Annotated in this window: 32 protein-coding genes and 4 tRNA genes; 19 read left to right on the top strand and 17 right to left on the bottom strand. The window is 33.8% G+C overall.

What is annotated here, in order from left to right; translation table 11 throughout:
* Positions 1–74 precede the first annotated feature (74 nt).
* Both ACQY22_RS01895 and ACQY22_RS01890 read left to right on the top strand, forming a co-directional pair.
* Positions 75–611 (top strand): 4Fe-4S dicluster domain-containing protein, encoded by a 537-nt coding sequence (locus ACQY22_RS01895; protein WP_428324861.1) that lies wholly within the window; start codon positions 75–77, stop codon positions 609–611.
* 80 nt (positions 612–691) lie between these two features.
* Positions 692–775, top strand: a tRNA-Ser gene (locus ACQY22_RS01890).
* Between the two features lie 3 nt (positions 776–778).
* Here the strand turns inward: ACQY22_RS01890 and ACQY22_RS01885 are convergent.
* Positions 779–1,729 (bottom strand): replication factor C small subunit, encoded by a 951-nt coding sequence (locus ACQY22_RS01885; RefSeq protein ID WP_428324860.1) that lies wholly within the window; start codon positions 1,727–1,729, stop codon positions 779–781.
* A 196-nt stretch (positions 1,730–1,925) separates the two neighbouring features.
* Here ACQY22_RS01885 and ACQY22_RS01880 point away from each other — a divergent pair, with 196 nt between their 5' ends.
* Genes ACQY22_RS01880 through ACQY22_RS01860 form a run of 5 tightly spaced genes read left to right on the top strand, consistent with a single transcriptional unit; the run spans position 1,926 to position 7,866 of the window.
* Complete coding sequence (locus ACQY22_RS01880) at positions 1,926–2,444, top strand: hypothetical protein (RefSeq protein ID WP_428324859.1); 519 nt, start codon at positions 1,926–1,928, stop codon at positions 2,442–2,444.
* A complete protein-coding gene (locus ACQY22_RS01875; RefSeq protein ID WP_428324858.1) occupies positions 2,437–4,524 on the top strand; it encodes a minichromosome maintenance protein MCM in 2,088 nt (695 codons plus the stop codon). The genes ACQY22_RS01880 and ACQY22_RS01875 overlap by 8 nt, the downstream gene beginning before the upstream one ends.
* A complete protein-coding gene (locus ACQY22_RS01870; protein WP_428324857.1) occupies positions 4,521–6,650 on the top strand; it encodes a DEAD/DEAH box helicase in 2,130 nt (709 codons plus the stop codon). Before ACQY22_RS01875 ends, ACQY22_RS01870 begins: the two co-directional genes overlap by 4 nt.
* Positions 6,647–7,639, top strand: coding sequence for an MraY family glycosyltransferase (locus tag ACQY22_RS01865; protein WP_428324856.1), 993 nt, complete (start codon positions 6,647–6,649; stop codon positions 7,637–7,639). Before ACQY22_RS01870 ends, ACQY22_RS01865 begins: the two co-directional genes overlap by 4 nt.
* Positions 7,636–7,866: a hypothetical protein gene (locus ACQY22_RS01860; protein ID WP_428324855.1), complete on the top strand. Its 231-nt coding sequence runs from the start codon at positions 7,636–7,638 to the stop codon at positions 7,864–7,866. Before ACQY22_RS01865 ends, ACQY22_RS01860 begins: the two co-directional genes overlap by 4 nt.
* Here the strand turns inward: ACQY22_RS01860 and ACQY22_RS01855 are convergent.
* Genes ACQY22_RS01855 through ACQY22_RS01835 form a run of 5 tightly spaced genes read right to left on the bottom strand, consistent with a single transcriptional unit; the run spans position 7,863 to position 10,711 of the window.
* Entirely contained in the window at positions 7,863–8,339 is a 477-nt protein-coding gene (locus ACQY22_RS01855) for an acyltransferase (RefSeq protein ID WP_428324854.1), read from the bottom strand. The genes ACQY22_RS01860 and ACQY22_RS01855 overlap by 4 nt on opposite strands.
* Positions 8,340–8,342: 3 nt before the next feature.
* Positions 8,343–8,612, bottom strand: coding sequence for a Trm112 family protein (locus ACQY22_RS01850; RefSeq protein WP_428324853.1), 270 nt, complete (start codon positions 8,610–8,612; stop codon positions 8,343–8,345).
* On the bottom strand, positions 8,609–9,544 hold the full coding sequence (locus ACQY22_RS01845; protein WP_428324852.1) for a Gfo/Idh/MocA family protein: 936 nt from the start codon (positions 9,542–9,544) through the stop codon (positions 8,609–8,611). The genes ACQY22_RS01850 and ACQY22_RS01845 overlap by 4 nt, the downstream gene beginning before the upstream one ends.
* A complete protein-coding gene (locus ACQY22_RS01840; RefSeq protein WP_428324851.1) occupies positions 9,545–10,462 on the bottom strand; it encodes a branched-chain amino acid transaminase in 918 nt (305 codons plus the stop codon). It abuts the gene before it with no gap.
* A gap of 39 nt (positions 10,463–10,501) precedes the next feature.
* Positions 10,502–10,711, bottom strand: coding sequence for an ATP-binding protein (locus tag ACQY22_RS01835; RefSeq protein ID WP_428324850.1), 210 nt, complete (start codon positions 10,709–10,711; stop codon positions 10,502–10,504).
* Positions 10,712–10,748: 37 nt separating this feature from the next.
* Here ACQY22_RS01835 and ACQY22_RS01830 point away from each other — a divergent pair, with 37 nt between their 5' ends.
* Complete coding sequence (locus ACQY22_RS01830; RefSeq protein WP_428324849.1) at positions 10,749–11,129, top strand: response regulator; 381 nt, start codon at positions 10,749–10,751, stop codon at positions 11,127–11,129.
* Here the strand turns inward: ACQY22_RS01830 and ACQY22_RS01825 are convergent.
* Together ACQY22_RS01825 and ACQY22_RS01820 are read right to left on the bottom strand one after the other, a co-directional pair.
* Positions 11,117–11,731 carry a hypothetical protein gene (locus tag ACQY22_RS01825; protein WP_428324848.1) on the bottom strand — a complete coding sequence of 205 codons (615 nt, stop codon included), beginning with the start codon at positions 11,729–11,731 and terminating at the stop codon, positions 11,117–11,119. The two genes, ACQY22_RS01830 and ACQY22_RS01825, sit on opposite strands and share 13 nt — an antisense overlap.
* A gap of 53 nt (positions 11,732–11,784) precedes the next feature.
* Complete coding sequence (locus ACQY22_RS01820) at positions 11,785–12,630, bottom strand: ferredoxin--NADP reductase (RefSeq protein WP_428324847.1); 846 nt, start codon at positions 12,628–12,630, stop codon at positions 11,785–11,787.
* A 124-nt stretch (positions 12,631–12,754) separates the two neighbouring features.
* Between ACQY22_RS01820 and ACQY22_RS01815 the strand changes: the two genes are divergently transcribed.
* A tRNA-Ala gene (locus ACQY22_RS01815) sits at positions 12,755–12,828 on the top strand.
* A 3-nt stretch (positions 12,829–12,831) separates the two neighbouring features.
* On the opposite strand, the gene ACQY22_RS01810 is transcribed toward ACQY22_RS01815, so the two are convergent.
* The gene (locus ACQY22_RS01810) at positions 12,832–13,368 is read right to left on the bottom strand and encodes a HEAT repeat domain-containing protein (RefSeq protein WP_428324846.1); all 537 of its coding nucleotides are present in this window, start codon (positions 13,366–13,368) and stop codon (positions 12,832–12,834) included.
* A 115-nt stretch (positions 13,369–13,483) separates the two neighbouring features.
* On the opposite strand from ACQY22_RS01810, the gene ACQY22_RS01805 reads away from it, so the two are divergent.
* The gene (locus ACQY22_RS01805; protein ID WP_428324845.1) at positions 13,484–13,771 is read left to right on the top strand and encodes a DNA-binding protein; all 288 of its coding nucleotides are present in this window, start codon (positions 13,484–13,486) and stop codon (positions 13,769–13,771) included.
* A 25-nt stretch (positions 13,772–13,796) separates the two neighbouring features.
* Here ACQY22_RS01805 and ACQY22_RS01800 read toward each other — a convergent pair whose 3' ends face one another.
* The 3 genes from ACQY22_RS01800 to ACQY22_RS01790 form a co-directional block, all read right to left on the bottom strand.
* Entirely contained in the window at positions 13,797–14,645 is an 849-nt protein-coding gene (locus ACQY22_RS01800) for an isocitrate lyase/PEP mutase family protein (RefSeq protein WP_428325506.1), read from the bottom strand.
* A gap of 50 nt (positions 14,646–14,695) precedes the next feature.
* Positions 14,696–14,989 (bottom strand): hypothetical protein, encoded by a 294-nt coding sequence (locus ACQY22_RS01795; protein ID WP_428324844.1) that lies wholly within the window; start codon positions 14,987–14,989, stop codon positions 14,696–14,698.
* Between the two features lie 81 nt (positions 14,990–15,070).
* On the bottom strand, positions 15,071–15,580 hold the full coding sequence (locus tag ACQY22_RS01790; RefSeq protein WP_428324843.1) for a PadR family transcriptional regulator: 510 nt from the start codon (positions 15,578–15,580) through the stop codon (positions 15,071–15,073).
* Between the two features lie 94 nt (positions 15,581–15,674).
* Here ACQY22_RS01790 and ACQY22_RS01785 point away from each other — a divergent pair, with 94 nt between their 5' ends.
* From ACQY22_RS01785 to ACQY22_RS01770, 4 genes are read left to right on the top strand one after another with little or no spacing between them, the layout of a single operon-like run.
* Positions 15,675–17,387 (top strand): succinate dehydrogenase/fumarate reductase flavoprotein subunit, encoded by a 1,713-nt coding sequence (locus tag ACQY22_RS01785; protein ID WP_428324842.1) that lies wholly within the window; start codon positions 15,675–15,677, stop codon positions 17,385–17,387.
* Positions 17,388–17,819 (top strand): succinate dehydrogenase, encoded by a 432-nt coding sequence (locus ACQY22_RS01780; RefSeq protein ID WP_012214642.1) that lies wholly within the window; start codon positions 17,388–17,390, stop codon positions 17,817–17,819. It begins immediately after the preceding gene.
* Position 17,820: 1 nt separating this feature from the next.
* Entirely contained in the window at positions 17,821–18,165 is a 345-nt protein-coding gene (locus ACQY22_RS01775; RefSeq protein WP_048083296.1) for a succinate dehydrogenase, read from the top strand.
* 2 nt (positions 18,166–18,167) lie between these two features.
* Positions 18,168–18,917 carry a succinate dehydrogenase/fumarate reductase iron-sulfur subunit gene (locus ACQY22_RS01770; RefSeq protein WP_428324841.1) on the top strand — a complete coding sequence of 250 codons (750 nt, stop codon included), beginning with the start codon at positions 18,168–18,170 and terminating at the stop codon, positions 18,915–18,917.
* Here ACQY22_RS01770 and ACQY22_RS01765 read toward each other — a convergent pair.
* Positions 18,914–19,237, bottom strand: a complete 324-nt coding sequence (locus ACQY22_RS01765; protein ID WP_048069465.1) for an iron-sulfur cluster assembly protein — start codon at positions 19,235–19,237, stop codon at positions 18,914–18,916. The genes ACQY22_RS01770 and ACQY22_RS01765 overlap by 4 nt on opposite strands.
* Positions 19,238–19,286: 49 nt before the next feature.
* Here ACQY22_RS01765 and argH point away from each other — a divergent pair, with 49 nt between their 5' ends.
* A complete protein-coding gene (argH, locus tag ACQY22_RS01760; protein WP_428324840.1) occupies positions 19,287–20,744 on the top strand; it encodes an argininosuccinate lyase in 1,458 nt (485 codons plus the stop codon).
* Positions 20,745–20,761: 17 nt separating this feature from the next.
* Here argH and ACQY22_RS01755 read toward each other — a convergent pair.
* Positions 20,762–20,835: transfer RNA gene (locus tag ACQY22_RS01755), tRNA-Lys, on the bottom strand.
* Positions 20,836–20,931: 96 nt separating this feature from the next.
* Here ACQY22_RS01755 and ACQY22_RS01750 point away from each other — a divergent pair.
* The 3 genes from ACQY22_RS01750 (at position 20,932) to ACQY22_RS01740 (ending at position 22,941) form a co-directional block, all read left to right on the top strand.
* Positions 20,932–21,009 (top strand) — tRNA-Asp (locus ACQY22_RS01750).
* Between the two features lie 126 nt (positions 21,010–21,135).
* Positions 21,136–21,852: a hypothetical protein gene (locus ACQY22_RS01745; RefSeq protein WP_428324839.1), complete on the top strand. Its 717-nt coding sequence runs from the start codon at positions 21,136–21,138 to the stop codon at positions 21,850–21,852.
* 12 nt (positions 21,853–21,864) lie between these two features.
* A complete protein-coding gene (locus ACQY22_RS01740) occupies positions 21,865–22,941 on the top strand; it encodes a glutamyl-tRNA reductase (protein ID WP_428324838.1) in 1,077 nt (358 codons plus the stop codon).
* Positions 22,942–22,946: 5 nt separating this feature from the next.
* On the opposite strand, the gene ACQY22_RS01735 is transcribed toward ACQY22_RS01740, so the two are convergent.
* The 3 genes from ACQY22_RS01735 to ACQY22_RS01725 all read right to left on the bottom strand — a co-directional run bounded on the left by ACQY22_RS01735 (position 22,947) and on the right by ACQY22_RS01725 (position 24,936).
* The gene (locus tag ACQY22_RS01735; protein ID WP_428324837.1) at positions 22,947–23,114 is read right to left on the bottom strand and encodes a DUF1059 domain-containing protein; all 168 of its coding nucleotides are present in this window, start codon (positions 23,112–23,114) and stop codon (positions 22,947–22,949) included.
* A gap of 93 nt (positions 23,115–23,207) precedes the next feature.
* Complete coding sequence (locus tag ACQY22_RS01730; protein ID WP_428324836.1) at positions 23,208–24,050, bottom strand: FAD-binding oxidoreductase; 843 nt, start codon at positions 24,048–24,050, stop codon at positions 23,208–23,210.
* Positions 24,051–24,135: 85 nt separating this feature from the next.
* Positions 24,136–24,936, bottom strand: a complete 801-nt coding sequence (locus ACQY22_RS01725; RefSeq protein ID WP_428325505.1) for an inositol monophosphatase family protein — start codon at positions 24,934–24,936, stop codon at positions 24,136–24,138.
* Positions 24,937–25,019: 83 nt separating this feature from the next.
* Here ACQY22_RS01725 and ACQY22_RS01720 point away from each other — a divergent pair, with 83 nt between their 5' ends.
* Complete coding sequence (locus tag ACQY22_RS01720) at positions 25,020–26,141, top strand: hypothetical protein (protein WP_428324835.1); 1,122 nt, start codon at positions 25,020–25,022, stop codon at positions 26,139–26,141.
* Positions 26,142–26,147: the final 6 nt, after the last annotated feature.

The raw sequence follows: 26,147 nt of genomic DNA, 5'->3' as shown, positions 1-26,147 counted from the left end.
TTTACCGATCTATTCTAGTTTAGTCACGACTAATTTTATCTAGCTTTAAATAATATTTTAAAATAAAATACATCATGCCAATAGATGAGAAATTTGTTGAAAATCTAGAAGTCGTTGGAAAGACAAGCCACAGTGATGGTGAAAATAAACACTTCATCTGGGGTAAAGGCAGAACTGATGGTGAGGCATTTTCAAATGATGATGTCAAAGCAGCATATGAGGCAAGAGGCGAAGAACAAGTTCCTCTTGGAATTCACGGTACAACTGTAGCAGTTGACTGGGATTCTTGTGTTGCCGCAGGTTCTTGTATGAGTGTCTGTCCTGTTCAAACCTTCCAGTGGTACAGAACTGAAAAAGATGTTCCAGCAGCACAATGCTTGGATGCAACTTTTGATGGAACTGGTTTGACTGAACAAGATGAACGTCTAGATTATACAGATAAATCACAACCAATCAGAGAACATGATTGTACACAATGTATGGCTTGCCAAGAAGCATGTCCAACACACGCAATCTTGATTGAACCATCTTACTTAGAGTATCACGAAAAAGCTGATGGCTCTTATGTAAAAATGGAATCAAGCTCTAACAATCCACACGCACACGATTAAAGAATTTTTTTCTTTTTTCTTATTTTTATAAATTCAATACATACTCAACAAATTTTAATGTCTATAATCCATAATTTTTTGCAGAGGTCGCCTAGCTCGGTAGGGCGCGGGCCTTGAGAGCCTGTGTGCGCAAGCATACGGGGGTTCAAATCCCTCTCTCTGCGTTTTTAATTTTCTACTTTTGCAAGTTCTGCTAGCATTGCAGATAGTTGAATTTCTGAATTTGAACCAACTAAAATTCTGTAATCGTATTTTGCAATTATCTCTAAAATATCTGATAACTTGTCATGTTTTGATTTGAATACTGCAGAATTCAAATATTTCAAAAAATCTGATTCTGACATTCCATAAACTTTGATTAATTCAATCATTCTTTCTCTTGCTTCTGGAATTTTTCCAGATAATGCAATTTTTAGAACTTCATCGACATCAGTAGTTTTTGTCAACCCTGCTGACGCCTTTACATTTTCTTCAGAAATTGCACCTAAACTTGCAGTGGCTTGCATTAGATTGATTGCATGTCTCAAATCCCCTTCTGAGTAATCATAAATTGCCCTTAGCCCTTTTTTGTCTGCCTTCACTTTCTCTTTTTTAGCGATATCTTCTAATCTTTTTATGACATCTTCTTCTGGAACTGATGTAAATTTGAAAGTTGCACATCTACTTTGAATAGGATCAATAATTTTTGAAATATTGTTTGCAATTAAGATAAATCGACAAATTTTTGCAGTGTCTTCTATAATTCTTCTAAGTGCTGTCTGAGCATCAGAAGTCATTTCATCTGCTTCATCTAAAATGATAATTTTGAATGGAACATCTTCCATTCCTGCATATCTTGAAAACTTTTTTACTTTTTCTCTGACCATTCCGATTCCTCTTTCATCAGATGCATTCAATTCTAAGGTGTAGTCTTTAGCATAATCTCCTAAAATTTGTCTTGAAATACATAATGCAGTAGTTGTTTTTCCAACCCCAGCTGATCCTGAAAATAATAGATGTGGCATATCTGTAGGATCTTTGATTAAAGCTTCTAGACTTCCAATAATTTCTGTTTGATTAACAACATCAGAAAGCTTTTGCGGACGATATTTTTCAACCCACATTCCAGTTGCATCCATATGAGTACATGGAAGCAATTCCCACTAATAAATCCGAATTGGTTATTATCATATCCCCTTTGATTAAAATTAAAATCATACATCATATAATGTGCGATCAGGCTCAGGTTAATTTAGATCAATTGATCTCACTAAATTGTAAAAAGAATTGATCGATCCGAAACTTGAGGATCCTTGCAATGATCAGTGATCTCTAATGGAAATTGATAAAGTAGAAAAAGTGCACTCGATTGGATACCGCCTAAAGGATGCTAAAGTTACAGTTAACCAAGACTACAAATTCAATGTGGCTGGTCTAAAGGCTGAAGGAAAACAAGGTGAAGTGAACAATATACCTCAATGGGTGGGCAAAATTTTGGCCGACAACAACTTGGGAACTCTAGACTCTCCTGATATGATTACTGAACTTAAACAAGCATTATCAAAAGAAAAAATGGTTGGAGAATATCAAATCTCTACACTTGATCCTCATTTTTACATCAAGCTAAAAGAATCCATGAAGGAATTGAATCGAGATGATTTTGATAAAGTCGAAAGCATGATGTTGGAATTATTTAGAATGAGAAGAGGAAAATTAGTAAAATTAGCTGATTCCATCAAATTGAATTCAGACTTGTACAACAAACTAACTGTTGAAGAAGTCATCTTCTACAAAACCATCTATGAAAATAGTGTAGAATTTGAAAATCAAATAAAAGGTGAAAGAGATGAGTAGCGCTCAAACTAGTACTTTTACTGATTCTGCATTATCTGATAAAGTAAAAGAATTCTTGACTAGATTCAAAGATGGTAGTGGTGAATACAAGTACGTACAGGCAATCGATGAGATGATGCCTAAGAATTCTAAATTCATTATTGTTGATTACAATGATTTGATAATTGAACCTGAAATCATATCAATTTTTTCAGAAAACCCTGATAGAATATTTGATGCTTTTTCAAGGGCAATCAAAGAAGCATTACAAACCAGATTTCCAGATTATGCTGAAAAAATCAAAGACGAAGTTCGTGTTAGATTAATAAATTATCCTTCTGAACGAAGTCTTAGACAAATCAATGCTGAAACTATTGGAAACATAACTAGTGTTTCTGGAATGGTGGTAAGAGCTTCTGAAGTTAAACCACTTGCAAAAGAATTGATCTTTGTCTGTCCTGATGAGCATGAAACTAAAGTAATTCAGATTAAAGGAATGGATGTTAAAGTTCCAGTTGTATGTGACAATCCAAACTGTAAACATAGAGAATTTGACCTAAAACCTGAGGCAAGTAAATTCATTGATTTTCAAATTCTAAGATTGCAAGAACTTCCTGAAGATTTACCGCCTGGACAACTTCCTCACTATATTGATGTCACAATTAGGCAGGATTTGGTAGATAATGCAAGGCCTGGAGATAGAATTGTCCTTACTGGTGTAGTCAGAGTAGAGCAAGAATCTGTTACTGGTGTTACCCGTGGACATAGCGGATTATATCGATTAAGAATTGAAGGAAATAACATTGAATTTTTGGGTGGTCGTGGTTCTAAGACTTCAAGAAAAATTGAAAGAGAAGAAATTTCCCCTGAAGAAGAAAAAATGATCAAAGCTCTCTCTGCAAGCCCTGATGTTTATCAAAGACTAATTGATTCATTTGCTCCTCATATTCAAGGACAGTCATTAATCAAAGAAGCAATCTTGTTACTAATTGTTGGTTCTAACCAAAGATCACTAGGTGATGGCAGTAAGATTAGAGGAGACATCAATGTATTTCTTGTTGGTGATCCTGGTACTGCAAAAAGTGAAATGCTAAAGTTTTGTTCTAGAATTGCACCACGTGGTTTGTATACTTCTGGTAGAGGTTCAACTGCTGCAGGACTTACAGCTGCAGTTGTAAGAGACAAGACAGGAATTATGATGTTAGAAGCTGGTGCAGTTGTACTTGGTGATCAAGGTCTTGTAAGTATAGACGAATTCGATAAAATGAAACCTGAAGATAGAAGTGCATTACACGAAGTTATGGAACAACAATCCGCAAGTATTGCAAAAGGTGGTATCGTTGCAACTCTAAATGCAAGAACATCGATTTTAGCTGCAGCAAACCCAATGTATGGAAAATATGATCCGTTCAAAAACATTACAGAAAATGTTAATCTGCCAATTCCTCTCTTAACAAGATTTGACTTGATTTTTGTAGTTAGAGACATTCCCACTAAAGAAAGAGATGAACAGATTGCAAGACACATTATAGAATTACACACTCCTCAAGGAACTGACAAAAAATCTGTAGTTGATGTTGATTTACTTACAAAATATCTTTCATATGCTAAACGAGGATCTCCGGATTTAACAAAAGAAGCAGAACAAAAAATTCTTGATTACTATCTTCAAATGAGAAATGTTGAATCTGAGGAGATGATCACAGTTACTCCTAGACAACTTGAGGGTATTATCCGACTCTCTACTGCTAGAGCAAGACTACTCATGAAAGACAAAGTTGAAGAAGAGGATGCTGAGCGTGCCATATTTCTGATTCAAAGCATGCTACAAGATGCTGGTGTTGATGTTAATACTGGAAAGGTTGATCTTGGTGTATTACAAGGAAAACCTCGAAGTGAAGTCTCAAAGATGCAATTATTCATGGATGTTCTCAAAGGACTAGAAGGAGACAACAAGATTCCTGTTGAAGAAAAAGCATTTGTTAGAGAACTTGAAAAGAGTGAAAAATTCACCGAAGAGGAAGCAAGAAATTACATTAGAAGAATGCTTAGAGAAGCATCTATTTATGAATCAAAACCCGGTCATTATAACCGAGTATGAAAATAGAAAAACTAAAACTTCCAGAACCTGCAATTGAATTTTTAAAATCACAAGGTTTTGAAAAATTATATCCTCCACAAGCTGATAGTGTCAAATCAGGATTGCTTGATGGTAAAAGCGTTTTAGTATCTGCTCCTACTGCAAGTGGAAAAACTTTGATTGCAATGCTGGCTATGATAAGTTACATTTCAAAAAATAAAGGCAAAATAATCTATCTTAGCCCTTTGAGAGCCATAGCTGCTGAAAAGTTTTCTGAATTTAAAAAATTAGAAAAAACTACCTTGGGTAACAAAGTTAAAGTTGGAATTTCTACTGGTGATTTTGAAAATATTGAAAAGAACCTAGAAAAAAATAACATTCTAGTATTAACTAATGAAAAAATGGATTCCATAATTAGACATGGTGCTGAATGGATTGATGAAATTGGTTTAGTGGTTGCTGATGAGGTTCATCTAATTGGTGATGAAAGCAGGGGTCCTACCTTGGAAATGATTTTAACTCAACTAAAACTTTTAGAAACAAAACCCCAAATTGTTGGTCTTAGTGCAACTATAACAAATTCTGATGTAATTGCAGATTGGCTTGAATGCACGTTAGTGGAAAATTCTTGGAGACCTGTCCCACTTTCAGAAGGAGTGTGTGATGCTGGAGAAGTAACTATGGCTGATGGTACAACATTTGAAGTTGAGCGTAGTATACGTGGAACGCCTATTGATTTAGGCATACAATCAGTCAAGGATGGCGGTCAATCATTAGTTTTTGCTGAAACTAGAACTCGTTCAAAATCGCTTGCAACAAAGGCAGCTGATGCAATATCTAAAATTTTGGAAAAAAAAGAGATGACTCAATTAGAGAAAACATCAAAGAAAATTCTATCTAATAATGAACATACTGAATTAGTAAAGACATTGGCTCTTTTGATAAAAAAAGGAGTTGCGTTTCATCATGCTGGGTTAAATCAAAATTGTAGAGAAACCATAGAGAAAGAATTTAGAAACGGAACAATCAAACTATTATCATCTACTCCCACTTTAGCTGCAGGTGTTAACTTGCCTGCTCGAAGAGTTGTAATTTCTAATGTAAATAGATACAATGCAAAGGTTGGTGCAAATAGACCGATTAGTATTCTAGAATACAAACAACTTTGTGGAAGAGCGGGAAGACCTCAATATGATGATTATGGTGAATCAATTATTGTTGGAAATGGAAATACCGATGATCTAATTGATTATTACATTAATGGTGAACCTGAACCTATTGAATCTAAAATTACTGATGATAAATCTTTGAGAACTCATATACTCAGTGTTATTGTTACTCATCCTGGAATTAAAAAAGAAGAAATTCTTGAATTCTTTTTACAAACACTTGGTGGTATACAATCCCGAAAACCCACTGTAAAGTTTGCAATTGATATTTCTTTGCGTTTTCTTTCTAGTCAATATTTAATAGTCAAAAAAGGTGAAAGATACGCTGCAACTGAATTTGGTAAAAAAACATCAATGCTTTACATTGATCCACTTACAGCTACTTATTTTAGAGATGCACTTGAAAATGTGTCTGAAGAAAGAAAACACACGTTTGGATTCTTGCATTTGATTTCAAATTGTGAAGAATTTTTTCCAAAATTTTCTCTTAGACAAAAAGACTATGAAACAGCAAGTCTCATGATTGAAAATAATTCTTCAGAACTCTTAGAACCAATCTCTGAATATGATTGCTCAAGAAGTCTTTTGGCACTTCAATCTTGGATTACTGAATCTACGGAACTTAGCCTCTCAGATAGCCTTGGAATTGAATCTGGTGATATGCACAGGATGACTGAGACTGGAAATTGGCTTTGTTATTGCCTCCGAGAGATTGCAAAGCATGTTGAACGGGCAGATTTACTTGAAGAATTAGGTGATCTACGTAGGAGAATATCTTATGGAATTAGAGAAGAACTGCTTGATCTAGTTAGGGTTAAAGGAATTGGTAGAGTTAGAGCAAGAATTCTATTCAAACATGGAATCAAAAACCTTGATGATCTAGCAAAGATTCCTGTGAATAAATTGGCAGAAATAGATAAAATTGGTTCAACCATTGCGGATAACATCAAGACAGAGTTACGAAGGGTTAGATATTGATTGATTTAGTTATTCCAGCAATTGTTTCATGTATTGTTGCATTTTTTGTTGTTTTTCTAACGATTCCACCACTAATCAAATTCTTAGAAAAAAGAAACATGGCAGTAAAAGATATGAATAAAAAAGAAGATGTTATGATTGTAAGACCTGGAGGACCATCAATAATTTTAGGAATAATTGTTTCAGAGATTGTTTTGTATGCATTTTTACAACTAAATGAAATTATTGCAATAGTTATCACAACTACTGCTGCATTTGCAATTGGATATGTTGATGATAGAAAAGTAATGGGAGGATGGTTCAAACCTGTGGCTCTTGCTATTGCTGCAATTCCAATAATTATCTTTGGTGCATATGACACTGATCTAGCATTTCCATTATTTGGTGAAGTACAAATTCCTATTCTTTATCTTGGATTAATTATTTTGATGATTCCAATTACTGGAAACACAATAAACTCTATTGATGTTTTAAATGGAGTTGCAAGTGGGTTCATGGTAATAGCAAGTTTCTCACTATCTATCTGTTTATTCATTGTACAAAATTATGAAATTGCAATTGTAAGTTTACCCTTGGGATTTGTTTCTTTAGCATTTTACAAATATCATAAGATTCCAAGTAAAATTTTTCCAGGTGATTCTGGAGCTTTAACTTTGGGTGCAATGTATGGTTCTATAGCAATTGTGGGCGGCGTAGAAATTATTGCAGCAGTTGCATTACTTCCTGCAGTAATTAACTCATTTTTGTTCCTTTCAAGCGTAAAAAAAATAGTAGAACATAGGCAAGTTAAAGGAAAACCTGTAGACCACACAGAAGATTTCAAATTAAAAGCAACTGATGATAAAACAGCTCCTGTTACTTTGGTAAGATTAATTCTTGCAGGTGGACCTATGTCTGAAAAACAGGTGGGATTTGCAATCTTTAAACTGGCTATATTTTCAGGAACTTTGGCTGTAATCACAGCATTCATGATGGGGGTTTCTCTTTGAAGGCTGGAATTTATGGATTTTTGTTTGCAATGTGGGGTTTAATTCTAATTGGTGGTGGAATTATGGTAGTTGTTTTAGGCCCCTTCACAATTCAACAATTTGGAGAATTCAATTGGATGGTTGCATCAGGTGTCAAAGTTGTAATTGCAATGATTTTGATTATTATTTGGATTTTGACACTAACTAAGATGAAAAATTGGATATTCAGAAAAGAAATAAAATCTTAATTCTCTAACCATTCTTTTTGTTTTTTGTCGTACTCTTCTCTAGTTTTTCTAATTGTAGCAGGTGATCCCATTACAACAACATTTTCAGGAACATCTCTAGTTACAACTGCCCCCATTGCAACAACACTGTTCTTTCCAACAGTAACTCCAGCTTTTATTACTGCTCGTGCTCCAATTATTGCACCATCTTCTATTGTGACTCCAACCATTTTATCACACATTGGATAAGGATCATTTGTTAAAACTGCAGCAGGTCCAATGAAAGCATTTTTACCAATTCTTGATAATGGTGGAATGTAAGCTGAACCTTCAATCTTTGTATTCTCTCCAATCTTTACATCATAATCTATATGCACAAGGGAGCCAATTTTGACATTGTCTCCAATTTCTACATTATCTCCAACATAGGTAAAATGCCAAATTGATACATTTTGACCAATCTTTGCTTTATTTGAAATAAAATTTGTAACCATTTCCTACAAATGCCATGGATTTGCCTTTGTAATAATTTTTTCAGGCAATTTATCTTTGAAATTTTTTAAAAATTCTATTTCTTGTTTTTTATCACGGAGTTCATCTGGAAGCATAATTGGAATTTCCTCAATAATGGGATAAAATCTAGAACATTTTGAACAAAACAAAACCCCTTCTGAAACAATATTATCTTTTTCTTTCATCTCAAATAATTCTAAAGGATGATTTTTATCAATCGGACATGCTAATATGTCAATCATAGATTTATTCATTTTAGATCTAAGTATATTGGAACTCCTTTTTGACTAGATAAAAGTGCAGCTTCGGCAATCTTTGAAACGTTTACTGCCTGTTGTGCCGTTACAACATGTTCATCTTTGCCTTCAATAGCATCAAGAAAACTTTGAATTTCTAATAGTAAAGGCTCTTGTTTTTCATTTTCAATGTTTTCAATTTCTTCTTGTTTTTCTATTTTGATTTCTTGTGTGATAAAATCTGATGAAATCCTTGCATCATTACAAATTGCATGAAATTTTCGAATTCTTTTTGGCGTAATCCAATTTGATGTAATGATTGCAACTTTATTATTTTTGTATCCTAACATGATTGTTGCAAAATCTTCATGTTCGTGTTTGATTTGTCCTGATCTTGCAAATACCACATTTGGCATTTCATCAAATAACCAGTTTGCAGTGTCAATATCGTGTACTGATGTATCATAAATTATTCCTACATCTTTAATGTGAAGTGGCATTCTGTTTTCTCTATGGAATTCAAGCATAATCAAATCTCCATATTTTTTTTCTTTAACCAGATTTTTTACAACTCCTACTGCAGGATTGAATCTTTCAATATATCCACAAGTTAGAATAACTTTGTTTTTTTCTGCAAGTCTTGCAAGTTCTTCACCTTCTTCAGTTTTGTATGTAAGAGGTTTTTCAACAAATACATGTTTTTTTGCTTCAAGTAATTTTTTTGCAATTCCTGCATGAGTAGATGTTGGTGTAACAACAAAGGCACCATCAAATTCTTCAGATGAAATCATATCCTCAAGTGATTCATAGTTATTTACAGAATATTTTTCTCCAAATTCTTTACTACGTTGTGCATCTGCGTCACAAATTGCACAAAGTACTCCTAATTCTGATAATATTCTGGCATGATTCTTTCCCCATCCTCCTGTGCCAATCTGAACAATTTTCATCTAATACACCGCAGTTAACCAATGAGAATAATCGTTATTTTTGTTCATTACAATGTCTGTGTATTCTTCCATCATTTTCTTTGTAATGTCTCCTGGTTTACCATTACTCATTTTCTTTCCATCAAGTGAAATTATAGGTGTGATCTCAGCTGCAGTTCCTGTTAAAAATATCTCATCAGACATTGCAAGTTCGCTTCGTGTAATGTATCTTTCAACTATTTCAATGTCCAAATCCCTTGCAATTTTAATAACTGCATCACGTGTAATTCCTTCTAGTGCAGCTGATGCTAATGATGGAGTTGCCATCTGGCCTTCTCTAACAATAAAGATATTCTCACCAGGTGCTTCACTTACATTTCCATTATGATCAAGTAAAATTGCTTCATCTACACCATTTCTTTTTGCTTCTTGTGTTGCAATGATTGAATTAAGATAATTTCCCCCCATCTTTGCTTGAGGTGGGGTTGACATGTCTGAGAATTTCCTCCAAGAAACAATTCCTGCAGAAATACCATTCTTGTTGAATAAATCCCCAAAAGGAAATGTGAACATTGCAACATTGGTTGGGGCTTTTTCAGTAACGTGAAGATTTATTCCATAATCCCCAACAAAATAAAATGGTCTGATATAACATGATTTTTTGAGTTTATTTTTTTTGCATATTCCTATTATAGCATTTGTAATCTCTTTGTCTGAAAAATTTAGTGAAATATTGTAAAACTGTCCTGATCTTCTAAAACGTTTTACATGTTCATCTAATCTAAACACATGAAGATTTTTTCCATTCCAATATGCTCTAATCCCTTCAAAGATTGATGTTCCATAGTGTATTGCATGTGTTGTAATTGGAACTTGTGCTTTTTCTGTTAGAACATATTTTCCATCAAACCAAACATATTTTGAAAGTGGAAGTTTCATAGAAAATTTTTACTGGATGTGTATTAATCTATTTTCAATTTATTTTGTTTCTCTGATTTTAGGTAGCAAAATTGTGAAAATTGACCCTCCTTCTTCAGACTTTTGAGCGTAAATTTTACCATTATGAGCCTCAATAGTATTTTTACAACTGACTAGTCCTAGACCTGTACCGTCTTGTTTTGTAGTGTAAAATGACTCAAATATTATCTGAAGCAAATTTTCTGGAATTTTTACTTCGAACAATCTCACCAATAATGTTTTAAAAAGACTCTTTTAATTTCACTTGATGGTAATAACTGCAATTGTTGCAGAAGATGATGAAGCAAATCTAGAATTGTTTTCAGAAATACTTGAACTAAATAACATTACTATATTATCCAAAGTTGTTAATGGCAAAGAAGCTGTAGATTCTTTTAAATCAAAAAGACCTGATATTGTATTTCTAGATATTATGATGCCTGATTTTGATGGTCTATATGCGTTAGAAAATATTAGAAAAATTGATCCATCCGCTAAAGTAGTAATGGTAACAGCTGACACTTCATCCGAAAGTGAAACCATTCTCAAAAAATTACAACCAAATGCTGTAATTCACAAACCCTATGAAGTTGCAACTATAACCCATATCGTAGAAGATAATCTAGATTTAAAAATTCAATCAGATTGATCTGTTGACCATCCTTCTTTAGGAAATTTCATTCCTGCAACCCTTCTAGTTGTATCTTCTACATTTGCAAACTCTTCTATTGTTTTCCAATTCTCTTCAATAATTTTTGCAATATTTTCAGTTACATCATCTTTCCATGATGTGTCTTTTCCAGATGCAGCATCATACATTTTTTCTTTAACTGATGAGGCTGAAAGAGATCTTCTCTCCCCTATCTTTGGTTTTAATCTGTAAATCTTCAACATGTATCCTTCTGCTTTGTCTCCTGTATATGAAAAAAAATCCCCTTCAACTCCACGTAAAATCTGCTTTCTTAACTTCCATGATTTTGGTGAGAGTAATGGCGGCATGTATTTTTTAAATGGTGCAAAAAATGCATAATCTTCAGTAATTTCAACAGAACTTCCAAATTCTGATTCTAACATTTTCTTTCTAATTTCAAAACTAAATGGGAAACTTTTACTGTTAATCTCTTTTTCACCATCTTTGAAAACAACAGGCATCACCTTTACAACGTCTGCATCTTTTTTTAACTCCTCAATAATCTCTACATGAGCTTTTGTAACTGGATTAAGATGTGCAAGATATAGTGCAGTAATCAATTAGATTAACTAAACAAATCTCATATTTCAATGATTGATTTTTTTTAAAAATTCTATCCGTATGATTCGTACTTGACTTCAAAACTTCCATCTTCACGTTTGTCATGTTCTGTAACAAAGCCTTTTGGTTTTAAGAAGTCCATAACACCATCAATTGTGCCTTGCCAGCCACAAACATAGAATATTGTATTTTCTTTAGTAATTTTATCTCCAATTAATTCTTCTAATGGAGACATTCCGTTATCTCTTGGTCTTAGGAATGTTTCAACTCTGCCTACTTGACCTGCCCATGATCTGTTAAACCACTCTTGAGGTCTACTTATTGCTGCTCTGTATTTGAAATTCCATTCATCTTTACCTCTTCTAATGCTCTCATTTTCTAATTCCGTTAACAGATCTTTGTAACTTAATTCATCCACATAACTAGCACCATGTAATACAACAATCTCTCGTTTGTCCCCTGAATCATGTAGATGTTGTGCAAAACTAACAAAAGGTGCAAGACCAGTTCCTCCTCCAATACAGATAATTCTTCTGTTGTCTTTTTCTCCATTTGGAAGATCTTCATTGATTAGCAATGCTCGTCCTGTTGGTTTTAACCAAAGAATTTCATCTCCTTCTTTTGCATTAAACAATTGTGTAGTTAGTCTTCCAGGAAGTGGTTTTCTAACCCATCTAATTACAAGTTCAACGTAATCTCTATTTTCTGGATGTGATGCAATTGAATAGGCTCTTCTAACAATTTTTCCTCCTTCAACAGGATTTGGTAATCCTAATGTGATAAATTGACCAGCTTTGTACTCTGGAACTGGACCTTCTTTTGGAACTAATCTAATAATTACAAGATCTTCTTTTAATAATTGAACATATGTGATTGTTGCTTTGTTATCTACCACCATAACGATTCAATCATAATATTGACGGTTAAATATATTGTGTTAATTTCATACATCGATTTTGTGTTTGACCGCTAAACGTTAATAACCAATTTGAAAAATATTAATGATTCAGAATTCTGAATATGGGCCGGTCGTCTAGTCTGGTAGGATAGGTGCATGGCATGCATCGGATCAAGGGTTCAAATCCCTTCCGGTCCACTTTTACTTTTTTAACTTTGAAAGCATTTTTAGTAATTCAGAGTCTGCGTCTTTTGACATTTCTTTGATTCTTTCTTCAGAAATTGAAAATTTTAGATTAATTATTGCATGTAGTGCACTTTTTCTTACTTCTACATTTGTGTCTAAAACTGAATCAAGAATAATTTCTTTTTCTCCTTTCGCTTTTAGATAACCCAATGCACCAATTGCACATGATCTTACCATAGAACGTTCATCTTTTGCAAGTTTTGTTATGTTGGGAATTGCATCTGTTTCATTTCGATTTGCTAATGCTAGTGCTGCAAAACCTCTAATATTCTTACTAGGGGAATCCAAATTTTTAATTAAAAAATTCGAAATTTTATTTTTATTTAATACGAGTGAACTAAATGCTTCTCCGCGTACTTTAATATCGTCATCATCTAATTTTGAAATAATTTTTTCTAAAACTTCTGGATTATCTGTTTTATCTAATGTTTTTAAAATTTTAATTTTTTCTTCATTACTTCCAGATTCTAAAACTTTTACAATATTTTCCAAATTCTAAATAAAATCTTGTTTTCCAGTTAATAATGGTTCAAATCTTTCAAAAAAATTTACTTAGACTAGAAAAAACACTTTTAGCTTTAAATTATCCTTAAATACCAAATTTTCCATGTCGACCGAAGCAAGAGACACCATATTCATTGGTAAAAAGCCCTTGATGGCATATGTTACATCAACATTGATTCAATTGGCAAACATACCATCCGTCAACATCAAAGCTAGAGGACTCAGCATTGGACGTGCTGTGGATGTAGCTCAAATCATTGCAAGAAAAACAGAAAATGCAGGATACTCTATCGGAGAAATCAAAATTGGCTCCGAATCTTTAGAGTCACAAGACGGTAGAACAAGAAACGTTTCAACAATAGAAATTGAAGTAAAGAGAAATCAGTCATAACTGACTTTACTTGTAATTTTTTATTTTATTCTCTTTTTGAAAACCCGTACTTCTTTTCCATCTTTCTGAATTTTGAAAGTTCTACAAGATCATTGAATTGATCAAAATTAACTACTTTGTTTTTGTATTTGGAAGTTGTTCCTGTTTTCTTTAATTCTTGAAGTATGTTCATTGTAGCAAAAGTGTTTGCAAACAATACTGATAACGGGTACAAAATTATTTTGAATCCCATTTTGTGTAATTCTTGGGCTGAACTTATTGGAGTTGCTCCACCTTCAATCATGTTTGCAACAAGTGGTGCTTTTATTGACTTTCCAATCTGTTTCATCTCTTCAATTGATCTTGGTGCTTCAACAAATACTGCATCAGCTCCTGTTTTTTTATTTTGCAATCCTCTTTCTATTGCAGCATCAAGTCCTTCTGTTGCTCTTGCATCAGTTCTTGCAACAATTATGAAATCTTTATTTTCTCTTGCATCTATTGCAGCACCAAGTTTTTCTGTATATTCTTCTTGTGTAACAACTTCTTTTCCTTGCATGTGTCCGCATCTCTTTGGCCATCTTTGATCTTCTAGAAAAATTCCTGATGCTCCTGCAGATTCTAATTCTTTTACAAGTTTCCAAACACTTAATGCATTTCCATAACCTGTGTCTGAATCTACTATTACTGGAACTTTAACTGCTCTGCAAATCCTCCTTGCATTGTCAACTGTTTCTGTTGCACCTATGAACCCATAATCTGGCATTCCAAAGAGAGTTGCTGATGTACCATATCCTGTTTGAAACATTGCATCAAATCCTACCTTTTCTGCAATTTTAGCACCAATTGCATCATAAACTCCAGGAATAACTAGAGGTTTGTTAGATTTTAGCATACTACGTAATTTTTTCATAAATTTACTTTTTTTCTGAATTATTTATGATTTTAAGCAACTATCTCATTTACTATCTGCTCTACTCTTTCATGTTGTTCAATAGTATCTTTGTAGAATAGTGTAATTGTACCTCTAACATGGCTTTGTTGACATATTTTACTTCTAATATTTGACTTGATTTTTTCAAATTCTCCTGTAATTCTTACTATGATATCATATTCTCCATATGTTTTCTGGATTTCATCTATGCCTTCTACTTGCATGAGTTTTTTTACAATTTCTGGACGTCGATCAATTTCACATTTTATGAGGACATATGCTGCTTTTGGTTCTCCTTTTACCACTATACTGTATAGTTTCTTTGAAATAGTTGATCGTTATCATTATAGATTATACAATCTATGTAATTTACGTAATTCTACGATTTAGTCGATTTTGATTTCTTTGCCTTTCTTTTCAACATTTTTTACATCAATTTTTTTTAGTTCTTCTTGAAGAAATTTTCTGTATTTTTCAGTTTCTTCACTAGTCATATTTGCAACATTTGAACTCAAGATTGCTCCCATAGAAGATATTTTTTCTAGCAGATCCATTGCTACAAATCTTCCAACATTTCCTAATCTGAAAAGAACATCTAATTGTTTTTTTACAATGTCATTGACTTTGTCTACGTCTTGTGCAGTTTCAGCGCCTTTCTCTGTTAGTTGATACTTTCCATCTTTTGTTTCTTGAATTAATCCTTCGTCTAACAATCTTCCTAGTAATGGATAGATCAGACCTGGTGATGGTTTCCAAATTCCATTACTTTGCTCAACTGCATAATCGATAATCTCTTTTCCAGTTTGCTCTTTTTTCTTCAATAATTCTAGAATGAAGTATCTTGAAAATCCTCTTGGAACTGAACTCCCTACTCTTTGAAACCATTCAGAAATCATCACTAGTGATATCACTAGTGATATATATGAATATTTTGGATCACGCCTAGCAATTACTACATATTTATCCCGCCCTAAGCAAGTTTGTCTTAAAATGGTCGATTCAATTGAGTTTGATTTGATAATTTGTGGTTCTGGCTTAGCTGGTCTTAGGGCTGCAATTGCAGCTGCCAAAAAAGGACCTAATCTGAAAATTGGTATTGTTTCAAAATTACAAGTAATGCGTTCTCACTCTGTTTCAGCAGAAGGTGGAACTGCGGCAGTTATTCAAGAAGATGCAGGTGACACAATTGAATCTCATGTTTATGATACCGTAAAAGGTAGTGACTTTCTTGCAGACCAAGATGTTGCAGAAAGACTTTGTGTTGAGATGCCCCAAGAAATTCATCAGTTAGATCATTGGGGTATGCCATGGTCTAGAAAAGATGATGGAAGAATTGATCAACGAAATTTTGGTGGTTATAGTTTTCCAAGAGCAACTTATGCCTCTGACAAAGTTGGTTTCTTTGAAATGCAAACATTGTATGACACATGTCAAAAACATGAAAATATAGAATATCTTAACGAATGGTTTGCAACATCCATTGTTCATGATGGTAAAAAATTCATGGGTCTTACTGCAATTGAATTAGGCTCTGGAACATTTTACACAATCAAAGGAAAAGCTCTCATCATTGCAACTGGTGGTGCTGGAAGATTATACAGTTTTTCAACTTATGCTTTATCATCAACACCTGATGGTTTGGACATGGGATTACGTGCAGGTATGGCACTTAAAGATATGGAGTTTGTACAATTCCATCCTACTGGTATTTTGCCATCTGGTATTCTGATCACTGAAGGTGCAAGAGGAGAAGGTGGTTATCTTCTAAACAATAAAGGTGAAAGATTCATGAAAACTTATGCAGCTGGAAAAATGGAGTTAGCTCCACGTGATATTGTTTCTCGTTCTATTATGACAGAAATTCAAGAAGGTCGAGGTTTCAAACATGAAACAGGAGTTGCTTGTATGAAACTTGATTTGAGACATCTTGGCGATGAAAAGATCAAAGAGAAGTTAGGTGGAATTAGAGAGATTTCTATCAAATTTTCAGGAATTGATCCTGCTAAAGAATTACTTGACATTAGACCTGTTTGTCATTATATGATGGGTGGGCTTCATACTGATATTGATGGAGCAACAGAGATCCAGGGTGTTTGGGCTGCAGGTGAGGCTGCATGTAACAGTGTTCATGGCTCAAATAGATTAGGCGCAAACTCTACTTCCGAATGTATTGTTTGGGGTAAAATTACAGGTGAACTTGCAGCTGAATATGCTATGAAAAATACAACTGCAGATCAATGGCCACATCACTTGGTTGCAGCAGAAGAGAAGAGAATCTATGATGGAATATTTAGAGGAAATGGTGATGCAAATCCCTATGAAATTAGACAAGAGTTAACTGATGTCATGAATGATAAAGCATATGTTTACAGAAATGAAACTGATCTTGTTGCCGGTCTTAAAAGAATTCGTGAACTAAAAGCACAAACTTGGAAACACGTTGATGATAAAGCAAAAGAGTACAATACCAACTTTTCAAATGTTATGGAACTTGATTCTATGTTCCGAGTAGCTGAAATTGTGTTGATTGGTGCAATTAACAGAAAAGAATCTCGTGGTGCTCATGCAAGAACTGATTATACTAAAAGAGATGATGCAAACTTTTTGCATCACACATTAGCCTATTATGATCCAAATGAACCAATAATGAAAACACATCCAGTGACAATCACTAAGTATCAGCCTGTGGAGAGAAAATATTAGATGACTCAAGACGAACACAAAGAAGGTTTCAAAGGAATGGCTAATCCTAGCCGTTATGGAATTGAAAGGGTAGCTTATTGGTTAATGAGATTAAGTGGTTTAGGATTATTAGCATATTTTATCGGTCACATTTATGAAACTAGTAATATTTTACGAGGACGCGTAGGATGGAATGAGTTTTTAGAATTAACTCAAACTACTGAAGGACACATTGTTTTGGCAATTGTAATTGCAATGTGTGTATTCCATACTGTTAATGGAATTAGAGTAATGTTAGGACATGGTGGAGTTGGTGTTGGAAAACCTGCAAGACCTGATTATCCATATGACCCAGCATCTCAAAATTACAGACACAAGATAGGAATCTATTCTGCAATAATTCTTGCTGCAATTGCTATGATGTACGGATTGGCCGTAATGTTTGGTGAGTAAAATGAGAGAAAGCACAATTATGAAAATCCACTATGGAACTGCTTTGGCAGCAGTTGCTCTGGTGGCCGTTCACATATTGATGCGTATGACTATGAATTTTGCTGACTCTTTAGAATATGAAACTGTTCTTGCAAATTACAAGTTCATTCCATATGCAATAATGTTGGAATTGATCTTAGTTTTACTTTCGATTCATGGATTTAATGGATTACGTGTAATCTTATTGGAACTTAAACAAGGACGTATGTATGAAAAAGCAGTATCTTATGGTTGTCTTGCAGCAATGTTTGGATTAATTGCATATGGTTCACGAACAATTATTATGACTAACATGGGGATGGTGTAGAGATGGCACAAGTTTCCAGTATTGCAGATGACCAATCTTCCCAATCAATCACTCTTAGAATTGCAAGATACAATCCTGAAAAAGACAATGAAAGACAATTCATGGAATTTACTGTTCCATATGAAAAATGGACTACTGTACTTGAAGCAATTCTTGATGTAAAGAAACATTTTGATCATTCAGTTGCAGTACGTTATTCGTGCAGACAAGCAACATGTGGTTCATGTGGAATGATAATTAATGGAAAACCGAGACTTGCATGTTTTACAAAAATTAGTGAACTTGATTCAAATGTTGTAACTGTAGAACCAATGAATAACTTCCCAATCATTCGTGATTTAGCTGTAAAGTTTGAACGATTATTTGACACTCACCACAAAATCAAACCTTACTTAGATAGAGATGACACTGAATTAGAATCTGATACAAAAGAATTTTTACAATCTCCAGAAGAACTAGAACAATACATACAATTTGCAAACTGTATCAAATGTGGTTTGTGTAATTCAGCATGTCCTACCATGGCTACTGATTCTTCATTTGTTGGCCCACAAGCTCTTGCTCAAGCCTATCGTTATGTGGCTGATAGCAGAGATAAAGGAAAAGATTCTAGACTAAAAATTATTGATGACTCTCATGGAATTTGGAGATGTCACTTTGCTGGCTCTTGTAGTCAGGTATGTCCAAAAGGCGTTGACCCTGCAATGGGAATCCAACTTCTTAGAGGATATATGCTAGGTTTTAGAAGTTAACCAAGTTTTTTTGGATTAGGACTATTGTTAACTTGATTGTTGATCTGCTCTGCCATAAAGTGATTTGAGACATTTACTTTAACATCTTCAACTCCATCCACTTTCAAAAGGTTGTCATGTATATCTTGACAAATTTTAAAACCAAACACTGCTGGACAGAATGGACTTGTTAAATGCAAATCAACTTTGACATTACTATCATTGATATCAACCTCATCAATTAATTCTAATTCTACAATTGATGTGTTAATTTCTGGATCTACAATCTTTGATAACTCATCGAAGAGTTTTACTCTAAGCTGTTTGATATCTTGACTCATGTGGGCAAAAGCGTCGATGCTATATATAACCATTCTAGAACCTTAGGTAATGTATCGTTCACGTCTTGGAAATGATTTGAGTGATGTTACTTTAGATTATGTTTCATCTATTGATGATGATTCTGCTATTGCTTTCTATGATATTCTTGGAAGTCAAGCTCATGTTTTGATGTTATATCAACAAAACATCATAACAAAAACTGATGCAAAAAAGATCCTTTCTTCTTTGGAGAGTTTGAAAGATGAAACATTTGATTCATCATCTGGTGCAGAAGATATTCATGAATTAATTGAGACACTAGTAATCAAACGAGCTGGGATGGCCAGTGGTGGAAAAATGCATACTGCACGTTCAAGAAATGATCAAGTTGTTTTAGATATCCGAATGAAAATTAGAGATGACATCAACATTATCTGCAATTGTCTCCTTGATACTATTGAAGCACTAGTTTCCGTGGCTAAAAACCACCAAAAAACAATCATGCCACTTTATACACATCTTCAACAAGCTCAAGCTGGTTTATTCTCTCATTATCTTCTTGCGCATGCTGATGTTTTGTCAAGAGATTTTCAAAGACTCTATGGAACTTTTGAAAGAATAAATCAAAGCCCATTAGGTGCCGGACCTGTTGGTGGCACAAGTATTCCAATTGATAGACATAGTACTGCAAAGATGTTAGGATTTGATGATCTAGTTGAAAACTCACTTGATGCAACTAGTACACGTGACTTTGTAGCAGAATATGTCTCAATGATCTCAATTTTAATGACTAATCTAAGTAAAATTGCTGAAGACTTTGTAATTTGGTCAACATCTGAATTTTCTTTTATTGAATTGTCTGATGAATTTACATCTCCATCAAGTGTAATGCCACAAAAGAAAAATCCTGATATTTTGGAATTGACTCGTGGAAAAACAGCTGAAGTGATTGGAAATCTTACTGCAATTTTATCTACTATCAAAGGATTAGCATCTGGTTATGGACGTGATTTACAACAGATAAAATCTTCAATTTGGTCAACATCAAAAATTTCAATCAATACTCTTTTAATTTTAAAATCAATGCTTCTTACTTTGAAAGTAAATGAAAAACAAATGAAAAAAGTAACCGAATCTAGCAATCTGATTGCTTTAGATATTGCAGAAAAATTAGTTCAAGAAGGAATTCCATTTCGTGTAACTCATAAAATTGCTGGTTCATTAGTTCAACTAGCACACATTTCAAAAAAACCACTTTCAAAATTAACTCCATCTGACCTCAAAAAATCTGTAGATGGCACAAAAGTTGATCCTAAACTAGTTTCTAAAATCATCTCTTCTACAACTGTGGTATCTTCTCTAAAGGAGAGAAAATCTTATGGTTCTTCAGGATATGATGAACAAAAACGAATGATTTCTGATAGACTCAAAAAAATTAATGATTTTAGAACTGATCTTACTCATAGAGAAAACAAAATTAATTCTTGTATTGAAGATTTGAAAAAACAAATCGATGAAATAATTTAATGAAAAAAGAAAAGTAGCGGGTCTAAAGGGATTCGGACCCTTGACAACCGGATTAAAAGTCCGGTGCGCTACCTGGCTGCGCCATAGACCCTCACGAAAAATGCTTTACGTGTATAATTTAGTCTTTTACAAAATTTATTGTTGTGACAGAAACTTTTAATCTGGCAATCTGACTCATTGAACTTGTGCCCTTGTAGTATAGCCCGGTCTAGAATTCGGCCCTGTCACGGCTGAGACGCGTGTTCAAATCCCGCCGAGGGCGCCATTATTTTCATTTATTCATTTGAAAACCGATCAAAATTGTTTTTTCGTAATTTATCGTTCTAAAACTAATAATTTCCAGTCTTTGTCACAAGAATATTAAAATTCAGGCAAATTTGTGATTATTTTGTTGTCTGAAGAGAAAAAAGAATCTGAAGAAGCAAAACCTACTGAAGATCCTGCATCAGAGAAACCATCTGCTGAAGACGCTGCAAAAGCAGAAGCTGCAAAAGCAGTTGAAGAAGCAAAACAAGCATCTGATGCAATTGCAAAAGCTGAAGCTGCTGCAAAAGCCGCAGAAGAAGCTGAAAATGCTGTAAAAGAAGCCATTGCAAAAGCAGAAGCTGCAAAAGCTGAAGCTGAAGCTGCAGCAGAAGAAGAATACAAAGCAATTGCAGCTGAAGTAAAAGCAGATGCTGCAAAAGCACCAGACTATACCTTTAAGCGACAAGGTGAGGAAATTTTTAGACGTGAAATGGGTGAACCTGAATTTTGGTTAGAAAAAGAGGATCGTTTCCCACGACCAATTCTTACTGCAGAACAACAAGAATCACTTACATTAAAAGCAGAAACTCCCCAAGATCAAACCCCTGCATATAATCCTGAAAATGTACTTAGTCCAGAATTTGAAGGAAAATCAAATTATGAAAGGGGTATTGGTGAAATTTTAGAAGTTGCAAAATTAAAACTTGAAACATTAAAGAATAATCCTGATTCAACTGAAAAAGAAATTAAAGACACAGAAGATGAAATTACTTATTTAGAATCATTACACGAAAATTATTTTATTGGTATGAACGTGTTTAGAACAGCTCATGGTGGACGAGACAAAATAGCAGCTAAATGAGGATGAGATGATTTGGGTAACGTTAGTTTTGATGTAATGAATGCACGAGTGACTTTCAAAAATGTACCAATTCATTCTTTATCCAAATTTGAATTCAAGGATGTACCTGCTGCATGTGAAGAATTTAAAAAGATTCCTGGTGTTGATGAATGTATTATTATTCAAACAGCAAGTAGAGTTGAAATCTTTACAGTAAGTAATGTTGAAGATGAAGATTCCCCTGATGCAAGAAGAGAGGAAGCAAAAGGTCTTGTATTAAACCAAGTTAAAGATACTTGGGTGTCATTATCTTCATTAGAGCAAATCGATATTGATCATTTTGATCAAACAATTGAAGTTTACAAAGGCAATGATGTCTATCTTCATTTGTTACGTTTAGCTGCAGGACTTGATTCTTTTGTTGTAGGCAAACGGGAAGTGTATGATGAAATTACTCAATCTCTTGAAAAAGCAAAACAAGCAGGAACTTCGGGTAAGATTCTGAATAAATTATTTGATGGTGTTATTAGATTAGCCACAAAAATGAGAGATGCTACTGGAATTGAAAAAGATGTCATTTCTCTTGGTGATATTGCAGTGAAATTAGTTGATGAAAAAGCTGGTTTAGATGCTAAAAAGAAAGTATTGTTGATGGGAACTGGTGAATCTGCAGCACAAATTGCAAAGACTCTCAAAAAGAAAGAAGTTCCATATGATGTTGCAAGTAGAACTATTGATAGAGCTACTGGTTTTTCAACAGTAGTGGGTGGAACTCCTGTAGACTTTGAAACTGCATTGGCAGGTTTAGACAAGTATGATATTGTATTTGTTGCAACTACTGCTGATTATTTCATTATCACTCATGAAAGAATTAGATTAGTTATGGAAGAAAAGAAGAAAGGTACTCTTATCATGGATATTTCCGAACCAAGAGCTGTGAATGAGGATATCACATCTCTTCCAGGAATAAAATTATTGTTTAGAGATCAAATTGCAGAAATCTATGATGAAAGTGTAAAAGCTAGAAAAGGTATTGTTCCTGCAGTTGAAAAAATTATAGACAAAGAATTACCTGTATTGTCAATTAGAATGCAAAAATTAGAAAATTAATTTTCTTAAAGACCTTGTTTTCTTAATAGAAACTGCATAATAGCTTCTTTAGAGTAATCAATTCCATGTTCTTCTTCAGTGTGATTTCTAAAGTCTACAATAACTTCTTCTGTCTCTCCATTAGCTACGAAGTCACATTCAAAACCATAATCTCTACACTTCAGTTCTGTCATACTTTTGAAAAAAAAGTCTCACTATAAAAATCCACAGGTAGTAATTACATGGGGGATAACAGATCCTAAAAATGAAACTTGAATACTTTTTATTTATCCGTAGGATTCAAATTTGATACCAAAACTTCCGTCTGGTTTCTTTTCATGTTCTGTAACAAAGCCTTGTGGGCCTAGAGAGTCAATTACTCCATCAATTGTTCCTTGATAACCACAAATGTAGATGATTGTGTTTTCAGGAGTAATTTTTTCACCTACCATTTCTTCCACAGGTGACATGCCTGTTTTTTTATCAGGTGCAAAAAATGATTCAACCCTACCTACATGACCATTCCATGATCTATTGAAAAATTCTTTTGGTCTACTAATAGCTGCTCTATATCTAAAGTTCCATTTGTCTCTTCCTCGTCTTTCACTTTCCAACTCTAAATCTGTAAAGAGGCGTTTGTAGCTTAATTCATCAACATAACTGGCGCCATGTAATACAACCACTTCTCTTTTATCATTTACATCATGGAAATGTTTTGCAAATGCAACAAATGGTGCAATACCTGTACCCCCACCAACACAAATCACTCTTCTTTTATCTTCTTGTCCATTTGGAAGCGTGTCACTAATTTGTAATGCAGTTCCACTAGGATCCCCTAACCAAACTTCATCACCAACACTTGCATAGAATAATTCTGTAGTCACTCTACCTGGAAGTGGTTTTCTTACCCATCTAATTACAAATTCAAAATAATCTCTGTTTTCTGCATGTGATGCAATTGAATATGCTCTTCTAACAATTTTTTTTTCTGCTGGTATTGGAACACCGATTGTCAAAAATTGACCTGTTTGATATTCTGGCATTCCTCCTTCTGGAAGTAGTCTGATAATTACAAGATCTTCTTTTAATAATTCTCTGTAAATGACCTTGGCCTTTGTCTCACTAACCATACCACAAGTTTTTTCGCTACTTTGGATAAATATATTTCTGTTATATCTGATGAAAAAATTAATTTCTTAACGAAAATTTGAAACTTTATTCATTGATCTGTGACATTATTTCATCAAGAATTTTCTGATTTGCAGCTGCAATAAAAGAAACTCTTGTGTCATAGCTTAGATCCGCATCTAGTGGATTCAAATTTGCATCCAGTAATAATCCTCCAGCTTCTTTGACAATCAAATAACCTGCTGCAATATCTTGAATTCTAATTTTATCTCGTAAATCAATGAAAATGTCCATTAATCCTCTTGCAAATAATGCCATTTCGAGTGCGTTAGCACCAAAATGTCTTGTATGGTTATGGTTTTCAAAAATTGGATGAAGCTTTTTCATTAGTTCTGTTGATGCACCTGATGTGTTAATTCCTACAATTTTGTAAATTGGGTCCTTGTTGTGAACTTTCATTTGTTCTTGATTAAAATAGGAACCTTTGTCTTTTGATGCCCAATACATTTCACCATTATGGAGATTTGTGATAACCCCATCTGTAATGGAACTAAGTTTATTTTCTGTTGCAAAAGCTAATGAACTACAAAAGAAAGGAACTCCTCTTACTGCATTTGCAGAACCATCAATTGCATCCATAATCACAAAACCTTTTGGCTCTTTTGATAATTCAACTCTACCACATTCTTCACCTAAAACTACGCATGGAAAATTAATTTCTTTTAAAAAATCTAAAACCGTTTTTTCAGCAATAATGTCTATGTTTCTTGAAATATCTCCTCCTGCTCCTCTTCCAAAATCCCCTGCAGCATGTTCTGTTCCTGCAAGATCTTTTACATTTTCATAAATCTTGTTTGAAACTTCACGAAGAATTTCGATAACTTCCACAAACAATATTTTTTTGACTCGTAATTTAAGTGAAGAAAATTTTTGTTTTGAAAGCATAAATAACAACACATTGAATTTTGAATGTGAGTGGAAAAGACGAATCAATTTTTAGTAAAAGTGCTTTAATGGGAACAAAACCTGGAAAGCAAATTATCAAACAGGGTTTATTCAAATCCAAGGGATTCAAATTATTTAATCAATATAAGCAAGAGGCTGAAGACACGTTCCCCACATTTGCTCAAAGATTTGCAAAAAATCTCTTTGAACAAATTAATGCTGATCAATCCCCAAACACCACACAACAACAATTCGCTGAAGAAGTAGGTTCTACTGAAATTATTTTGAACGCATCTGAAATTGAGCCTATAAAATCTAAACTACAAGATTTTGACACCTTACATGATAGGGTACTTAGAATTTTAAATTCTAATTTTGTCAAAATGACATTTCCTGTTTTTAATGGTCTGTTTGATGCATCAACAGATTATTTCAAAGATGATAAAAACACTACAATGAGGGAAGATATTGTTGATGGTCACATTATTGCAATTGATCTTAGTGAACCGATGGATAGAATTGTAGATAAAGATGAAGACTTGGAATACTTAGATGATTACAAATTAATGAATCCATATATTTTGAAACTTGCTCGAGAAAAAATTTCAAAAGGTGGTGAAGATGTACTCAAAGAATTTGAAGAGGGTTTTAAGCAAGCAAGAATTGGGCAATACCTTGATACAAAATTAAAAGATAAACCTACAGAAATTACTGAAGAAGAATTAATTGAAAGTTACAAAAAATATCGTTCTGTTATGGGAACTGCCGGTAGAAACATGGCTCTAAACCGTGCACCTTTAGCTGATATTTTTTACACTGGAATGGCAAAAGCTGCTGAATCTGTAGGATGTGGAAATGAAATTGAAGATAGTATTAGGGATAGAGCTGCAAAAATTCCTTCTTGGCCACTATTTTATTCATTAAAAATGAATGATGCAAAACGTGGATTTGAAGAAACAATGAATCATAGCGAATCTTATTTGAAAGAAGCAAGAGATGCTCTAGAACAGTTACCTGATAATTTTTCACATACCAAATTTTTAGAATTCCTATTCCTTACTGTTGAACATTATAATCAATTCTGGTATAAGAAATTACAAGAAGAAAACATCTGGTCAGATTTGAACAAAAATCTTCCAAGAAAGTGATAAAAT

This window comes from Candidatus Nitrosopumilus sp., from assembly GCF_965263415.1.
Taxonomy (GTDB): Archaea; Thermoproteota; Nitrososphaeria; order Nitrososphaerales; family Nitrosopumilaceae; genus Nitrosopumilus.
This window is presented reverse-complemented; position numbering and strand designations above follow the sequence as displayed.

Excerpts from the sequence above, each read along its gene's own strand:
- ACQY22_RS01895 (WP_428324861.1), top strand. The coding sequence starts at position 75 with ATGCCAATAGATGAGAAATTTGTTGAAAATCTAGAAGTCGTTGGAAAG.
- ACQY22_RS01885 (WP_428324860.1), bottom strand. The coding sequence starts at position 1,729 with ATGGATGCAACTGGAATGTGGGTTGAAAAATATCGTCCGCAAAAGCTT.
- ACQY22_RS01880 (WP_428324859.1), top strand. The coding sequence starts at position 1,926 with ATGGAAATTGATAAAGTAGAAAAAGTGCACTCGATTGGATACCGCCTA.
- ACQY22_RS01875 (WP_428324858.1), top strand. The coding sequence starts at position 2,437 with ATGAGTAGCGCTCAAACTAGTACTTTTACTGATTCTGCATTATCTGAT.
- ACQY22_RS01870 (WP_428324857.1), top strand. The coding sequence starts at position 4,521 with ATGAAAATAGAAAAACTAAAACTTCCAGAACCTGCAATTGAATTTTTA.
- ACQY22_RS01855 (WP_428324854.1), bottom strand. The coding sequence starts at position 8,339 with ATGGTTACAAATTTTATTTCAAATAAAGCAAAGATTGGTCAAAATGTA.
- ACQY22_RS01850 (WP_428324853.1), bottom strand. The coding sequence starts at position 8,612 with ATGAATAAATCTATGATTGACATATTAGCATGTCCGATTGATAAAAAT.
- ACQY22_RS01845 (WP_428324852.1), bottom strand. The coding sequence starts at position 9,544 with ATGAAAATTGTTCAGATTGGCACAGGAGGATGGGGAAAGAATCATGCC.
- ACQY22_RS01840 (WP_428324851.1), bottom strand. The coding sequence starts at position 10,462 with ATGAAACTTCCACTTTCAAAATATGTTTGGTTTGATGGAAAATATGTT.
- ACQY22_RS01830 (WP_428324849.1), top strand. The coding sequence starts at position 10,749 with ATGGTAATAACTGCAATTGTTGCAGAAGATGATGAAGCAAATCTAGAA.
- ACQY22_RS01820 (WP_428324847.1), bottom strand. The coding sequence starts at position 12,630 with ATGGTGGTAGATAACAAAGCAACAATCACATATGTTCAATTATTAAAA.
- ACQY22_RS01805 (WP_428324845.1), top strand. The coding sequence starts at position 13,484 with ATGTCGACCGAAGCAAGAGACACCATATTCATTGGTAAAAAGCCCTTG.
- ACQY22_RS01800 (WP_428325506.1), bottom strand. The coding sequence starts at position 14,645 with ATGCTAAAATCTAACAAACCTCTAGTTATTCCTGGAGTTTATGATGCA.
- ACQY22_RS01790 (WP_428324843.1), bottom strand. The coding sequence starts at position 15,580 with ATGATTTCTGAATGGTTTCAAAGAGTAGGGAGTTCAGTTCCAAGAGGA.
- ACQY22_RS01785 (WP_428324842.1), top strand. The coding sequence starts at position 15,675 with ATGGTCGATTCAATTGAGTTTGATTTGATAATTTGTGGTTCTGGCTTA.
- ACQY22_RS01780 (WP_012214642.1), top strand. The coding sequence starts at position 17,388 with ATGACTCAAGACGAACACAAAGAAGGTTTCAAAGGAATGGCTAATCCT.
- ACQY22_RS01775 (WP_048083296.1), top strand. The coding sequence starts at position 17,821 with ATGAGAGAAAGCACAATTATGAAAATCCACTATGGAACTGCTTTGGCA.
- ACQY22_RS01770 (WP_428324841.1), top strand. The coding sequence starts at position 18,168 with ATGGCACAAGTTTCCAGTATTGCAGATGACCAATCTTCCCAATCAATC.
- ACQY22_RS01765 (WP_048069465.1), bottom strand. The coding sequence starts at position 19,237 with ATGAGTCAAGATATCAAACAGCTTAGAGTAAAACTCTTCGATGAGTTA.
- argH (WP_428324840.1), top strand. The coding sequence starts at position 19,287 with ATGTATCGTTCACGTCTTGGAAATGATTTGAGTGATGTTACTTTAGAT.
- ACQY22_RS01735 (WP_428324837.1), bottom strand. The coding sequence starts at position 23,114 with ATGACAGAACTGAAGTGTAGAGATTATGGTTTTGAATGTGACTTCGTA.
- ACQY22_RS01730 (WP_428324836.1), bottom strand. The coding sequence starts at position 24,050 with ATGGTTAGTGAGACAAAGGCCAAGGTCATTTACAGAGAATTATTAAAA.